The sequence below is a fragment of the Paucidesulfovibrio gracilis DSM 16080 genome, assembly GCF_900167125.1.
GTDB lineage: Bacteria > Desulfobacterota > Desulfovibrionia > Desulfovibrionales > Desulfovibrionaceae > Paucidesulfovibrio > Paucidesulfovibrio gracilis.
Genome location: NZ_FUYC01000012.1, coordinates 43,984 through 57,775, shown reverse-complemented (window position 1 = coordinate 57,775; position 13,792 = coordinate 43,984). Strand labels below are relative to the sequence as shown.

The window sequence follows — 13,792 nt, the reverse complement described above, 5'->3', positions numbered from 1 at the left end:
GTTCGAGGCCGGTTGAAATATTGGGAAAAATATACACCCTTTGCAGTTGAAGGGCAAACCGTTCATGGTTGGGCCGTCCGCGCATGCCCCGGCAGGGTGGGAGGGGCCGGGGAGCGCGGACGGCCGCGGGTGGGTTCAGAGTGCCCGACGAACCGGGGGGGATGGCCGAGGGGCGGTCTCGAACGATGTGACGAACAGGCGTTGCGGGTCATCCAACCCAAGGATGCCGGCCACGCGGGCAAGCTGTGCGCGAACCTGCTCCGGGTCGGCATGGCAGCCGGTCAGTACGCGGAACCAGATGCCCTTGGACGCGAGGTCGGTGCGGAGAACCCGGCATTCCAGCCCCAGCGTTGCCAGACGGTCGGCTTCAGCCCGGGCTGCGGACTCGGTCGGAAAGGAGGCCACGAGAATGCCCCAGGACCGGAGGGCTTCGGCGGGATGAATGTCTGCATTTCGTGGGGCCGAGGTCAGGGCCGGAACCGGCTGTAGCGGTTCGGAAGCCGCGGCTTGCGGCTCCTGCTCCGGACTGGACGCAAAGCGCATGGCCATGCGCGCCTGCTTGAGGTTTTCAAAGGCCTTGGCATAGTGGGTGGGGGATTGTTCCAATGCCTTGCGGAAGCAGTGGACCGCTTCTCGGAATTCACCCTGGAGAAGCAGGACGTATCCCAGATTGTTGTAGGCACCGGCCTCATCCCCGGCGTAGCGGAAGGCTTCCAGGGCTTGGTCGTGGTGGCCCATGCGTGCGAGCACCAGACCGAGATTGTTGTAGGTTTGCTGCTTGGGAGCGCCCGCGAGCAGCGCCTTGCGGAAGGCGTGCAGAGCGGTCTCGTGTTCCCCGAGCATGAGCCGGGCCATGCCCAGACTGTTCAGGGTCTCCGGCTGATCCGGCTGACGTTCCAGCGCGCGTTCCAGGGCGACGATGGCCTCCCGGGGCTGGCCTTCGCGGCTGAGCAATACACCCAGGAGCTGATACGCCCGCCAGTCCGCATCGTCAGAGGCCGTGGCCCGCTCCAGGTGGGTGCGGGCTTCGGGGTGCAGCCCGGCGTGCAGATACACCGCGCCCGCGCCCAGATTGGCCAGAACATGGTCCGGGTTTATGCGCAGCACGGCGCGAAACTCCGCGAGCGCGGCCTCGTGCCGTTCCTGGCGCAGCAGCACCCGGGCCTTGCGGGCGCGCAGATCCAGTCGGGCGGGATCGTCTTCCGGAGCACCGGCCAAGGCGTCCAATGCCTGCTGAAAATGCAGATACGCGGCCTGGTCCCGGCCCTCCTCGAGCAAGCGGTCCCCCAGGCGGCGGCGTTGGTCCGGGGTGAGTTCATTTCCGGACTGCGCCAGGCCGGGCATGGCGAGATCCTCCGCATCCGTTGTCATGGTCGCGCAGCCGTGCAGCGCGGCCAAAAGCAGCAGACCGATCAGGCTGATGAGGGTGGTACGCATGGCGCCTCCTTGATGGCGTTTCATTCGTTCAATCGGTGCGGCGTTCAGCGCATCCGGCTCATGACGTCCAGCATGCGGATGCCCGCCGGACCCATGATGGCGATGAACAGGGCGGGAAGGATGCAGGTGATCATGGGGATGAGCAGCTTGACGGGCAGCTTGGCCGCCTTTTCTTCCGCGCGCTGGTGCCGCTTGGTTCGCAGGGCGTCGGCGTAGACCCGCAACGTATGCGCCACGCTGATGCCGAAAATGTCTGCCTGGATGAGCAGGGTGGCCAGGCTGTTGAGGTCGTCCAGGCCCACGCGTCTGGCCAGTCCGCGCAGGGCGTCCTGCCGGGGGCGTCCGGCCCGGAGTTGCAGCGTCAGGGTCCGCAGCTCGTGGGCCATGATGGGAGCGGAATCGTGCATTTCGCGGCTCACGCGGTACACGGCCTGATCCAGGCCCATGCCTGCCTCCACGCAGACCACCAGCAGATCCAGGGCATCGGGCAGTTCGTCCCCGGCCCGTTGCTGCCGCGCCTTGACCTTGCGTTGCAACCACATCTCCGGCCCGAGCAGGCCCACGGCCGCGGGCAGGGCCACGCAAACGATGGTCCAGTGCAGGGGCAGTTCCGGCAGCACCAGGATGCGCAGCAGCAGTCCGCCGCCGGCCAGAAGCAGGGTCAGCCCCGCCTTGACGCCCTGAAAAACCAAAGGCGCTCCGGGGGACCGCAGCCCCGCATGGGTCAGGGCCAGCCGGGTGCGATCCACACGGTCCGCTTCCTTTGGTCCCAGGGCGCGGCCAAGCCGGGCCAGCCATTGGGCAACGTGTTGGGCCATGGTGAGCCGCTTTTGCTTGGCATTGCCCTCTCCGGGCGCGGCCTTGTTCAGCCGCTGGCGCAGTTCGGGGGTGCGGCTTCGGAAAAATACGGGAAACAATGCCGAGCAGAGCAGTAAAATGGAAAGCCCGCCCAGGATGGCGATGGTCACGGGAAGGGATACGTTCACGATTTCCTCCTCAGACCTTGATCTTGATCATGCGCCGGATCACCAGCACGCCGAGACCCATGCTTACCAACGCGCCCTGGATCAGGGTGCGGCCCGTTTCCGTGGTAAACAGCGTGGTCATGTATTCCGGGTTGAGCAGGTAGAGCACGCCGGAAATGAGAAAGGGCAGCGCCAGCAGAATCCAGGCGGACAAGCGGCCCTCGGCCGAGAGCACGCGAACGCGGCCCTGGAGCTTGAATCGTTCGCGTACCAGCGTGGCGATGTTGCCCACGATTTCCGCGAGATTGCCGCCGGTTTCGCGCTGCACGTTCACGGAAACCACGAAGAACTTGAGGTCGTCGCAATCCACGCGGTTCAGAAGGTTTTGCATGGCTTCTTCCACGGACACGCCGAAATTGATTTCCTCCATGGTCACGCGGAATTCACCGCCGATGGGATCGTCAAATTCATCGGCCACCATGCGCAGACCGCCCGCAAAGGTGTTGCCCGCCTTCATGGCCCGGGCCACCAGGTCCAAGGCTTCGGGCAATTGTTCCTGAAAGCGGCCCATGCGCTTGGCCTTGCGCCGCCGCAGCCACCAAAACGGCATCCAGGCGGGACCGGCCACACACACGCCGAGCAGCAGCACGCCATCCGTGAGCAGCAGACCAACATACAAACCGCAGACGCCCAGCAACAGGCAGAGCAGCAGGTAGCTACCGGGGTTGGCCGGGGAGCGGCCCTGGTGGATCAGGTCGCCCAGGGCGTGCGCCCAATGGGTGCGGGAGAGTAGGGAATGCAGCAGGGGAACGTCACTCATGGAGGAACGGCGTACAATGTCCGCGGAAAGATCCTGGGGGTCGGCATCGGGCAGGGCCATGGCCAGCGCGTCCAGACGTTCGCGCACGGCCCGTCCCGAGCGGTCGCCCATGCGCCGGACCAGGGTCATGCCGCCCAGCGCGAGCAGCAGAACCAGGGCCGAAAGCAAGGGCACGGCCACTTCGGGCGTGAGCAGGGTGCGGATGATATCGGTCAGGATGGACGGGTCGCTTTGCATGGTTCCTCCTTGTTGTGCCACGGTCAGAGTGCGCCGCCGCTTTGGAACATGCCGGGATCCAAAGGAATGCCCTTGGCTTCCAATGTCTTGGAAAACGCGGGGCGAATGCCCTCGGCGCGGAACGCGCCGCGCACCTTGCCGTCCGGACCCACGCCGGTCTGCGCGTAGGTGAAGATGTCCTGGATGGTGATCATGTCGCCTTCCATGCCCGTGATTTCCGTGAAGTGCGTGACCTTGCGACTGCCGTCCATGAGCCGGGACGCCTGGATGATCACGTCCACGGCCGAGGCGATATAGCGCCGCAGGGAAACGTCCGCGATCTTCAGCCCGGCCATGGAAACCATGGTTTCCAAACGCATCAGGCAGTCGCGGGGCGTGTTGGCGTGGATGGTGGTCAGGGAGCCGTCATGCCCGGTGTTCATGGCCTGGAGCATGTCCAGCGCCTCGGAGGAGCGCACCTCGCCTACGATGATGCGGTCGGGCCGCATGCGCAGGCAGTTTTTGACCAGATCCCGCTGGGTGACCTCGCCCCGGCCCTCTATGTTGGCGGGCCGCGTTTCCAGGCGCACCACATGTTCCTGCTTGAGTTGCAATTCCGCTGCGTCCTCAATGGTCACGATGCGTTCGTCCGTGGGAATGAACCGGGACAGGCAGTTCAGCAGGGTGGTCTTGCCCGAGCCGGTGCCGCCGGAGATGATCACGTTCAACCGGGCGCGCACCGCGCCTTCCATCAGTCTGGCGATCTGCGGGGTTAGGGAGCCGAAAGCGATAAGGTCTTCCACTTCCAGCGGATCCTTGGAAAATTTGCGGATGGAAAGGGATGGGCCGTCAATGGCCAGGGGCGGGATAACGGCGTTGACGCGGGAGCCGTCCTCCAGGCGGGCGTCCACCATGGGGGAGGATTCGTCAATGCGGCGGCCCACGCGGGACACAATGCGGTCGATGATCTTCTTGAGATGGTCGTTGTCCTTGAAGCGTGCGCGAGTGCTTTGCAGCTTGCCCCCGCGTTCCACGTAAATATGGCAGTAGGAGTTCACCAGGATGTCGTTCACCGTGGGATCCTGGATGAACGGTTCCAGCGGTCCCAGACCCAGCACCTCGTCCTGGATTTCCCGGATGAGCAGGTCGCGTTCGGCGCGGTTCAGGGGGGCGCCGGAAAAATCCTCGGCCAGCACGCGGCGGGACAGCCGGGCCACTTCGGTGCGGACTTCGTCCGCGGCCAGGGTTTCCAGCAGGCCCAGGTCCAGCAGGTCGATGAGCCGGGCATGCAGCTGGGTTTTGATTTCATAATACTGGTCGGACTGGGCCGGGCTTTCGGCCGGAGGCGGCGTGGCCTTGGGGCGCGAAGTCGGCAGAAGGGGCGCAGTGGACGCGGTGCTGGCGGCCGGGCGCGGCGGTGTGGGTTCCCGGCCGGGGCGCATGGTGCGTTGCAGACGGTCGGCCAGGCTCATGACGAAACCCCCAACCGACCGGAAACGGAAGGATCGGCTTGCTTGGCGGACTTGCGGCGCAGCAGCCCGAGCAGGCTCCGGACGGGGGCGGACGTGGGCGCGGAGCGGCGGGATAATCCTGCGGCCAGCTTTTGAATGGCCCTGGTCAAGGCGGACTTGGGCGCGGCCTGGAGCAAAGGGCGGCCCTGGTTCATGGCGCCGAGCGCGGCCGCGTAGTCATCGGGCAGGAGCGCGAACACCCGCTTTTGGAGAATTTCCTCCATCTCCCGGGAGCCGATGTCCCCATGCCGGGGGTGACGTGCGCTGATGACATGGGTCTTTTGTTCGGCCTGGCCCTTGCGGAGCGTGTCCAGCTGCTGCTTGGCCCGCGCCAGGCAGGGCAGCGAAGGATTCATGACCAGAAGCACGCGGTCCGCAGCTTCCGGCACCGAGGGCAGCAACCGGTCCAGGTGCGCGCCGCCGTCCACCACCACCTGGTCAAAACCAAGGGCCAGTTCCTGGAGAATGCGGCCCAACCCCTGGGACAGCGCCGCAGGATCCGCGGCCAGGGAAGGTGGCAGGGCGTGGCCCGGCGAGGCCAGCACGGCCGGGCCGTTTTCCGAGCGGGCCAGCAGGCTGTCCAGATAAGTGGTGTCCACGCGGTCCAGGTTTTGAATGGCGTCGCCCCACGTGTAGGCATATTCCATGTCCAGGAACAAAGGAATTTCCCCCATGGATCGGCCCAGATCGACAAGGACCGTGCGTTCACCGCGAGCATGCAACGCGCAGGCCAGGTTTACGGCCAGGGTGGTGACGCCGGTTCCGGCCTTGGCTCCGAGCACGAGGCGCACGCGTCCGCCCGCGCACTCCCGGGGTTCGACCGGAGCGCCTTGCCGGGCCTGAAAGCGCTTGACGGCCCGTACTAATTCCTGTTCCGGCACGGGCAGGGGAAGAAATTCATGGATACCGGCGCGCATGGCCTGGATCAGAAAATCCGGGGACGGTTCCGCGCAGGTGAGAAAAACCTCGCCGCGTGTCTGGCTCGTAAGCGTGCGTCCCAGGCGCAGGAAATCCTGCTCGCTCTCCGGGGTCACTTCGTAGATGAGGATGTCCGAGGCTTGCGGCTCGCGTTGCAGGCTCGCGCCGGGAATGCGGGACACGGCCTTTTCCAGGGCGTGCCGGGCCGGTTCATGGCGGACCGCCAGGGCGATGCGGATGGATTCGGACATGCGTTCCTCGCTGGTTCGGGTTGTCGGTATCGGCAGTGGTCGGTGCCGCTGGTCATGCCGGACTATTGCTTGGTTCCCACTTCAAAGAGGCTTTGCAGGTCCACGGCCTTGACCTCCCGCGCCGGTTGCGGCGTGTTCTTGTAATTTTCCATGGACTTGGCAGCCCAGGCACCGTCCAGCCCTTCCAGGGGCCGGTCGTCCCCGGCGTCCGGGTTCAGGGACTGGGAGCGCAGGGCATAGCTGGTGGACTCGCCAAATGCCGCGCCGCTGCGGTGGCCCGAGGCGCACCCCGAGACCAGGAGCAGGGCCAGGACCAGGCCGAGCACGCAACGTTCGGCAGTGGTGGAATCGGTGATGCGTATGGGCATGGGCTTGTCTCCGGTTTTTTTAGTTGGAAAGGGTGTGGCCAAAGGGACCGTCAAACCCGGTGTCCGCGTCGGGTACGGGCGCGGGCGTGCGTGCCGCTTCGGAATCGTATCCATCGGTCATGCCGAAGAGATAGAATTCCAGGTCGCTGGGATCGTTGAATCCGTCCGTGGGCAGGCTTTGTCCGGCCATGTTCGTGGGCTTGGCCAGATGCGGCGTGACCAGAATGACCAGCTCGCTCTGTTCCTTGAGATAGTCGCTGGACCGAAAGAGCATGCCCAGAACGGGCAGTTCCCCCAGGCCCGGCACCTTGTGGATGTTTTCGCGCACGTTGTCCTTGAGCAGTCCGGCCACGGCAAAGGTCTGGCCGTCGCGCAGCTCGATGGTGGTGGAGGCGCGACGGGTGGTCAGGGCGGGAACCGTGATGGATTCGATGGTCACGCCGTGGTCTGGATCCAGTTCCGAAACCTCGGGGCTGACCATCAGGTTGATGCGTCCCTCGCCCAGCACCGTGGGTGTGAATTCCAGCCACACGCCAAAGGGCTTGTATTCGATGGCCAGGGTTCCCAGACCGGACGGAACCGGGACTGGAATCTCGCCGCCGGCCAGGAAGTTGGCGGTTTCCCCGCTGAGGCAGACCAGATTGGGTTCGGCCAGAATCTTGGCCAGGCCGTTGGTCTTCAGCGCGTCCAGGAACAGATCAAAGGCCGTGGCACCGGCCACGGAACCGGAAATCCAGCCGGAAACGTTTTCGCCCAGGGTGCTGACCCCGTCGCTGATGCCGGTGAGGTTGTTCAGCAGGCTGTAGGCCACGTTGCTTCCATCCGTGAAGCGGAAGTTGAAGCCAAGACGACGGGTTACAGAGCGGGACATTTCCGCGATGCGCACTTCCAGCATGACCTGGTGAACCCCGCCCACCTGAAGCAGGTTGACCACGTGTTCCGGGGCAAAGTTTTCAGCCAGGGTCAGGGCCGTGTCCAGGTTGGCGGTGCTGGAAACCGTTCCGGCCAGGGTCACGCTGGAGGCCGTGGGCAGTACCTTAATGCCGGTTTCCGCGGGCAGCACCTGGTGCAGCATGCGCTTGAGTTCGGTCACGTCCGCATTCACGGCCAGGTCGTACACGCGCAGGATGCGTTCCTTCCCGCCCCAGAGGGTCAGGGTGGTGGTGGAGGGAGCCTTGCCGGAAAGATAGATTTGACGGGGGGAAACCACGATTACGTCGGCGGCTTCCGGGTTGGCCAGGGAAACGCGGGTCACGTCGCGGTCCGTGCGCAGGATCGTGGACTGGCCCACGGCAAGCTCCAGGGCCACGGTGCGTTCCATAACGGCGCCCGTGTTCGGCGCGGCCGGAGCCGCTTCCGGCGTCTGTGCCCGGGCCGGTGCAACGGCGCAGACCAGCAGGACCAGGAGCACAGGGGCAATCCGCCGGATGATGAAGTGGATGGAATGAATGGACATGAGGCATTCCCCCTAAAATTCCACGCGGGAACGTTCCCCGCCCGTGATAATCTCCACCGAGGTTCGGGACCGGGAACGTCCGGTGCTGGGCTTGGGTGCGGCGGCCGGGCGCAGGGAGGCCAGGGCCGCGTCCACGTCCACGCCCTGGGTGAGCACGCCGTCCGTGTCCGCGCCGTTGCGCAGGGCAAAGTGCAGGGTTCCCTGACTGGCGGCCAGGGCCAGGCGTTCGCTTTGATCCGGGGTCACTTCCAGGGTGTACACGTCCACGGAGGCCGGTTGCGCACCGTCCTGCGGGGACTGCCATTCCTGGCCCGTGGCCAGCACCAGCACGTTTTCCAGCACGATCTTGGTCACGGCGCGGGAGGCGTTTTCCCCGGCCATGAGCGTGACCAGCACGTCCACCCGGTTGCCGGGCCGTACGAATCCGGCCAGACCCATGACCTTGTTGCCCTTGACGGCCATGGCCCGGTGTCCCGGCGCGATCAGGGCGCTGACGCCGCCTTCGCCGGAGCCGGAGTCCGTGAGCCGTTGCCGGGTGACGGGTTCGTTGGCAGCCAGGGACGAGGCCAGCACGCGGCCCAGCAGGGGTTCGGCCTGCTGAAAGGTTCCCGAGGGCAGGCTCTGGGGCAGGAACGGGGCGGAATTGAGATGGTCCGTGGTCAGGGTGGTTCCCCGGGGCAGGTCGCGGGATGCCACCATGACGTTTGTGGTGGCGGGGCGCTGTCCGGCCGGGTTCTGGGGCGCGGCCTGGCGCATCCATTGATGCAGGAGCAGGCCCGAACCTCCTGCCAGGGCCAGGGCCAAAATGATTTGTAAAATGGTTCGTGCGGTGCGGCTCATGGGAATCCCCTTTTACGGCCCGTTAAAACAAGGCGGCCGTAAGGCCTTGGTCGTTCATGCCACGGAGCAAAGCCACGGCGGTTCCCGCGGCAATGGCGAGTCCGTAGCAGAGCCGGGGCAGGGCTTCGCCGCCCTGTACCGGGGCGTAGCGGCCCTTGTGGGACGCGCCCAGCAACCAGAGCGCGGTCCAGAAATTTTGCAGGATGCGGACCAGCATGCCGCGATGTCGGAAGAGCAACACGGCCAGGGCATAGGCTCCACCGGCCAGGCTGGTATAGAGGAAGGTATCCACGGTGAGCCGCCAGCCCAGGCACGCGCCGATGGCGGCCAGGAGCTTGACGTCGCCGCCGCCCATGACGCCGAAGAGATACGGCAGGAGCATCAGTCCCAGACCAACGCCCAGCCCGGCAAGGCTGAAGCGCAGTCCGTCCAGGGCGTGCGGCAGGGCCGAAGAGGGGAAAAACAGAGGGAGCAGGGTGTGGAAGCCCAGTCCCGTGAGCGCGATGGTTAGGTTCAGCGCGTTGGGAATGCGTTGTTCCTTGAGGTCGGTGTAAACGGCGACGCATAGCGCGGCACCAAGAAATACCAAAAGATAGGAATGCATGATTTCCCCCCCGGGAAAAGCGCGGCAAGCGGGCCGCTTCTGTTGCCTTGACGTGGCCGGCGTGCCTGGGCGCCCCCTCCCCGGGGCACCCGGCCGGGGTCCGTTTTGTTGTGCGGACCCCGGCCCGGCATGCTCTCCATGTCGTGGCTGCGGCTACTCAGCTGCGCCGGCGCCGGACATGTCGTCGGCAACGCCCTGGAAGGTGTCGCGGACGCTGGTACCCAAAGCCGTGACCGCGCCCACGATGAACGCAGCGATGAGGGCGGCGATAAGGCCGTATTCCAGTGCGGTGGCTCCCTGCTCGTCCTTCATCAGATTCTTGATACGGTTCAGCATGTCTCTCTCCTTCAAGATAGGGTTTGATGCATGGCATCATGGTTGTTCATGGAACTGACTCTGCTTGAGCAACCACTGTGCCAACGGCGTTCACAGCGAACAGCCTTGCGTCTAACGCACTTGTTTCGCAGTAGAAAAAAAACTGGAAGCGCGGCGCAAGAGTCGGAGAAAGCCTGTAATGGGGGCGTTCACTCCACGAAATGTGGGGCCGGGGAGATCACGGCAAGAGGGTAGGGAATGTTTTCGTCAAAACGGCAGGGGCTTAGTCGATCCACAAAAAATGGATAGACAGATACACGATGGTTGGACCTGAAGGATCAGTTGTGTGGATTGTTCGGGTCGATGTTGTGTTTTTGCAGCTTGTTCCAGAGATTTTTGGGGGTCACGCCCAGCTGCTTGGCCGCCTCGGTCTGCACTCCTCCGCTGCGGCGCAGAGCCGAGACAATGAGACCGCGTTCATATTCCATGAGCGCTTCCTTAAGTTGCAGGGATTCGTCCGGGAGCAACGGCGTCTGGGTCTGGCCCGGCTCCGCGGGAACACGTTGCAGGGCCGAGTCCACGTCGCGGTCCGTGATCAGGTCGTTGGTACAGAAAATGGCGGCACGTTCCAGGGTATTGGCCAGCTGGCGCACGTTGCCGGGCCAGTGGTGGCGCATCAGGGCTTGGGTTCCGGCCTTGGATACGCCGCGCACGTCAATGCCCAGCTTGCGGTTGATGGTCTGGAGAAAATGCTCGCACAGTTCGGGAATGTCCTCCAGGCGGTCGCGCAGGGGAGGCAGTTCAATGGTGGCCACGTTGAGCCGGTAAAAGAGGTCCGAACGGAACTCCCCGGCCTCCACGCGTTGGGCCAGGTTTTGGTTCGTGGCCGCGATGATGCGGGCGTCAAAGGCGATGGGTTTGTGGCCGCCCAGCCGTTCCACTTGTTTTTGTTCCACGGCGCGCAGTAGTTTGGGTTGCAGATGCAGGGGCATGTCCCCGATTTCATCTAAAAGGATGGTGCCTTCCGAGGCCAGCTCGAATTTTCCTTTTTTTGTTGAAGTCGCGCCGGTGAATGCGCCTTTTTCATGGCCGAACAACTCGGATTCCAGCAGGTTTTCCGGGATGGCCGCGCAGTTGAGCTTGACAAAGGGACCAGAGGCCCGGTCCGAAAGGGCGTGGATGGTGTCGGAGATGAGTTCCTTGCCCGTGCCTGTCTCGCCGGTGACCAGCACGCCCGCGTCCAGGGGAGCCACCTTTTCCACCAGCTCCACCACGCGGCGCATGGCCGGGCTTTGTCCGATGATCTTGGCGGACGGTCCGGTATCCTCCAGGGAGCGGCGTAATCGGCGCACTTCGTTTTGCAGCCGCCGTTTTTCCAAAACGCGGCGGATGACCACTTCCATTTCCGCCAGGCTGAACGGCTTGGTGAAGTAGTCGTAGGCTCCGTGTTGCAGGGCTTCCACGGCGCTGTCCCGCGTGGAGTGCGCGGTCATGACGATGATGTCCACCAGGGGATCGGCCCGGCGGATATGCTCCAGCGCCTCAATGCCGTCCATGCCCGGGAGCCGCACATCGTGCAGCACCAGGTCGTAGCCGCCCCGGCCAACCATGTCGATGCCGGTTTCCGCGTCTCCGGCCTCGGCCACTTCCCAGCCTCGTTCTTCCAGCGCCTCGCGCAGCATGCTGCGGAACGCGGTGTCGTCATCCACCACCAGAATGGTTTCCGCCATGTCGTCCCCCTTGGAACAGGAGTACAGGAATAATGGGGTGGAATCCACTTTTTGTGGAGAAGAAAGCGGCTGATCGGGGTATTTTGCGCGGCTTGCAAACAGCAGACGCGTCGGAATTTGGGGGGAATCATCTGCAAAAACAAAATGTTATGCAGTATGCAGAGAAGGAAGAGCGCACGAGGAAAATCCTGGCACGAGGCTTGCTTTTAAACCGGTGGAAGTATCCCACAAGTGAGGAAATCGACCTAACTGGTCAAATAACGAGACGGGAGAGAGCATGCAGAGCGGAGCGGCACACAAGACAACGGCACGGGCCGGGCGCACCCAGCGGGGCGCGGTGGCCGTGGAAGTGGGGTTCCTGCTTCCTTTGGTGCTGCTGGCGCTGCTCGCCATGATCGATTTCGGCCGCTACCTCTGGGTGCATGACGTGGTCGGCGAGGCGGCCGCGCAGAGTTTGCGCATGGCCGTGCTCACGGAAACGGACAATGCCCAGGTGGCTGAAGCGGCCCACCGGGAAATCGAGCGCGGCGGCCTGCATGCGCCCGCGTCCGTAAGCATCGGTCCCCGGGAGCCGGGTACCTATACGAACGTTTCCGTGAGCGTGGATTTTTCCTTTTTGTTTTTGCCGGACATTTCCAAGGCCAGCTCCTGGGTCGTGACCGCCTCGGCCGAAGGGATTTGCGAACGATGAACAGCACGCGTCGCCATACAACCGGGCCGCAGCATGACGGGCGGCAGGGCATGGTCACCCTGGAAGTGGCCGTAATGCTCTGTGTTTTCCTCCTGCCCTTTATTTTCGGTGTCGTGGATGCGGCCCGGTTCGTTTCCGCGGGCGGCGCGGTGTCCCGTGCGGCGCGCGAGGCCGCTGTTTGGGCGGCGCGGGGCCGGGATGCCGAGTCCGTGGCCCTGGCTTCGTTGCGTGCCTCGGGCCTGGACCAGGCCCGCGCCCAGGTGGTGCTGCTGTCCAACGGTTCAGAAAGCGGGGACCAGGTGCGCGTTCAGGTGCTTTACGACCTGGCCGGATACTCCGCATTGCCCTGGGAGAGCGTGTTTCCCTCCATGGCCAGGGCGGAAGTGGTGGTGCGCCATGAGTAGCCGACGCACCCTGCTTACCCGCCGACTGGCCGACTTTGGTCGCGATGAACGTGGCGTGGCCGCCCTGTTCTACGGATTGCTCATGGTGGCTCTGTTCGGATTCGCGGCCTTTGCCGTGGACACGGCCTACATGCATTTCAAGCGCACGAAGTTGCAAAATGCCGCTGATGCGGCGGCATTGGCCGGAGCGTCCTCGCTGCTGGCCCACGGCGAGGATCTGGCCCTGGTGCGCGCCGAGATGATCGAATACGCCCGCGCCAATCTTGACCCGACCGACGCCCCCCTCAGTGCGGTGGCCGAGGCGGACATCCTCTTCATGCGGGACGGCGTCCCCGTTGCCGAGAATCCCGACCAGGTGGAGATCACGGTGTATCGCCAGGCGACCCGGGGCAATGCCTTGTCCCTGTTCTTCGGTCCCGTTGTGGGCGTGGATCAGGTGGATTTGCAGGCCACGGCACGCGCCGGAGTGGTGGGAGCCTGCGACAGCAAGTGCGTCAAGCCTTTTATCGTCCCGGCCAAGTTCACCTGGAATGATTTTGCGTCCACGGACGGCAAGGCCCGTGGCAATGGCAAGCTGGATGTCTGGAGCGCCGAGGAAATGGCCTCGGTGCAGACATTGGGCTGGTCCGACGAGGACAAGGGAGCACAGATTCTGCTCAAGCCCGGTGATCCCGCGGATGCCGTAGTACCCAGCCAGTATAATCTAGTGGATCTGCCGCCCGTGAACAAGGGTGTGCCTGTGCCGGGCGGCGCCATGCTGCGCGAAAACATCCGGGGCTGTGAGGGCAGCAATGCTGAAACAACGGTTGCACCGGGCGATGAACTGCAATTGGAGCCGGGCAACACCGTGGGTCCGGTCAAGCAGGGTATCCGGGAATTGCTCAACGCGGACCCGGGCGCGTACTGGGATGCGGCCACCCTGTCCGTGAAGGGCAGTGTGCATACCGATCCCATGTCCAGTGAACGGGTGGTCGTCGTGGCCTTTTATGATCCACGATATCCTCCGGTTTCCGGGCGCACCACCCAGCGCGTCTACCAAGTGGGCGCGGTGTTCATCGAAGCCATGGACGGCAAGGGGACGGTCACGGCCCGGTTCATGGAGGCACTGGCCCGTTCACCTGAGGACACGGGCGGATCCTGCGGCGATCCGTTTCTTTTTCTTCCCCGTTTGATGCTTGATACGGATAGGGGCGGCTGATCCGCGTCCTTTCCATCGTCGTTGGGACCGCGTCTGGGCAGGACGCGGTCCTTTTTTTTAGGGGCCAA

The 13,792-nt window shown here is 64.3% G+C and carries 14 protein-coding genes; 3 read left to right on the top strand and 11 right to left on the bottom strand.

Annotation, left to right across the window (positions count from 1 at the left end):
* Window positions 1-135: 135 nt before the first annotated feature.
* From B5D49_RS11210 to B5D49_RS11160, 11 genes are all read right to left on the bottom strand, one after another.
* The gene (locus tag B5D49_RS11210; RefSeq protein ID WP_159447213.1) at window positions 136-1,437 is read right to left on the bottom strand and encodes an SPOR domain-containing protein; all 1,302 of its coding nucleotides are present in this window, start codon (window positions 1,435-1,437) and stop codon (window positions 136-138) included.
* A gap of 44 nt (window positions 1,438-1,481) precedes the next feature.
* Window positions 1,482-2,423: a type II secretion system F family protein gene (locus tag B5D49_RS11205; RefSeq protein WP_234990712.1), complete on the bottom strand. Its 942-nt coding sequence runs from the start codon at window positions 2,421-2,423 to the stop codon at window positions 1,482-1,484.
* Between the two features lie 10 nt (window positions 2,424-2,433).
* Window positions 2,434-3,459: a type II secretion system F family protein gene (locus B5D49_RS11200; protein ID WP_078717791.1), complete on the bottom strand. Its 1,026-nt coding sequence runs from the start codon at window positions 3,457-3,459 to the stop codon at window positions 2,434-2,436.
* 23 nt (window positions 3,460-3,482) lie between these two features.
* Window positions 3,483-4,910 (bottom strand): CpaF family protein, encoded by a 1,428-nt coding sequence (locus tag B5D49_RS11195; protein WP_078717790.1) that lies wholly within the window; start codon window positions 4,908-4,910, stop codon window positions 3,483-3,485.
* A complete protein-coding gene (locus B5D49_RS11190; RefSeq protein ID WP_078717789.1) occupies window positions 4,907-6,118 on the bottom strand; it encodes an AAA family ATPase in 1,212 nt (403 codons plus the stop codon). The genes B5D49_RS11195 and B5D49_RS11190 overlap by 4 nt, the downstream gene beginning before the upstream one ends.
* A 62-nt stretch (window positions 6,119-6,180) precedes the next feature.
* Window positions 6,181-6,486: a hypothetical protein gene (locus tag B5D49_RS11185; RefSeq protein ID WP_078717788.1), complete on the bottom strand. Its 306-nt coding sequence runs from the start codon at window positions 6,484-6,486 to the stop codon at window positions 6,181-6,183.
* A 19-nt stretch (window positions 6,487-6,505) separates the two neighbouring features.
* Window positions 6,506-7,942 (bottom strand): type II and III secretion system protein family protein, encoded by a 1,437-nt coding sequence (locus tag B5D49_RS11180; protein WP_078717787.1) that lies wholly within the window; start codon window positions 7,940-7,942, stop codon window positions 6,506-6,508.
* Window positions 7,943-7,954: 12 nt separating this feature from the next.
* Window positions 7,955-8,782: a Flp pilus assembly protein CpaB gene (gene cpaB / locus B5D49_RS11175; protein WP_078717786.1), complete on the bottom strand. Its 828-nt coding sequence runs from the start codon at window positions 8,780-8,782 to the stop codon at window positions 7,955-7,957.
* Window positions 8,783-8,804: 22 nt separating this feature from the next.
* Entirely contained in the window at window positions 8,805-9,386 is a 582-nt protein-coding gene (locus tag B5D49_RS11170; RefSeq protein WP_078717785.1) for an A24 family peptidase, read from the bottom strand.
* Between the two features lie 153 nt (window positions 9,387-9,539).
* Window positions 9,540-9,722 (bottom strand): Flp family type IVb pilin, encoded by a 183-nt coding sequence (locus B5D49_RS11165; RefSeq protein ID WP_078717784.1) that lies wholly within the window; start codon window positions 9,720-9,722, stop codon window positions 9,540-9,542.
* 317 nt (window positions 9,723-10,039) lie between these two features.
* On the bottom strand, window positions 10,040-11,431 hold the full coding sequence (locus B5D49_RS11160; RefSeq protein WP_078717783.1) for a sigma-54-dependent transcriptional regulator: 1,392 nt from the start codon (window positions 11,429-11,431) through the stop codon (window positions 10,040-10,042).
* Between the two features lie 277 nt (window positions 11,432-11,708).
* Between B5D49_RS11160 and B5D49_RS11155 the strand changes: the two genes are divergently transcribed.
* Genes B5D49_RS11155 through B5D49_RS11145 form a run of 3 tightly spaced genes read left to right on the top strand, consistent with a single transcriptional unit; the run spans window position 11,709 to window position 13,724 of the window.
* Window positions 11,709-12,122: a TadE/TadG family type IV pilus assembly protein gene (locus B5D49_RS11155; protein ID WP_078717782.1), complete on the top strand. Its 414-nt coding sequence runs from the start codon at window positions 11,709-11,711 to the stop codon at window positions 12,120-12,122.
* Entirely contained in the window at window positions 12,119-12,526 is a 408-nt protein-coding gene (locus B5D49_RS11150; RefSeq protein ID WP_078717781.1) for a TadE/TadG family type IV pilus assembly protein, read from the top strand. Before B5D49_RS11155 ends, B5D49_RS11150 begins: the two co-directional genes overlap by 4 nt.
* A complete protein-coding gene (locus B5D49_RS11145; protein WP_078717780.1) occupies window positions 12,519-13,724 on the top strand; it encodes a pilus assembly protein TadG-related protein in 1,206 nt (401 codons plus the stop codon). The genes B5D49_RS11150 and B5D49_RS11145 overlap by 8 nt, the downstream gene beginning before the upstream one ends.
* Window positions 13,725-13,792 lie beyond the last annotated feature (68 nt).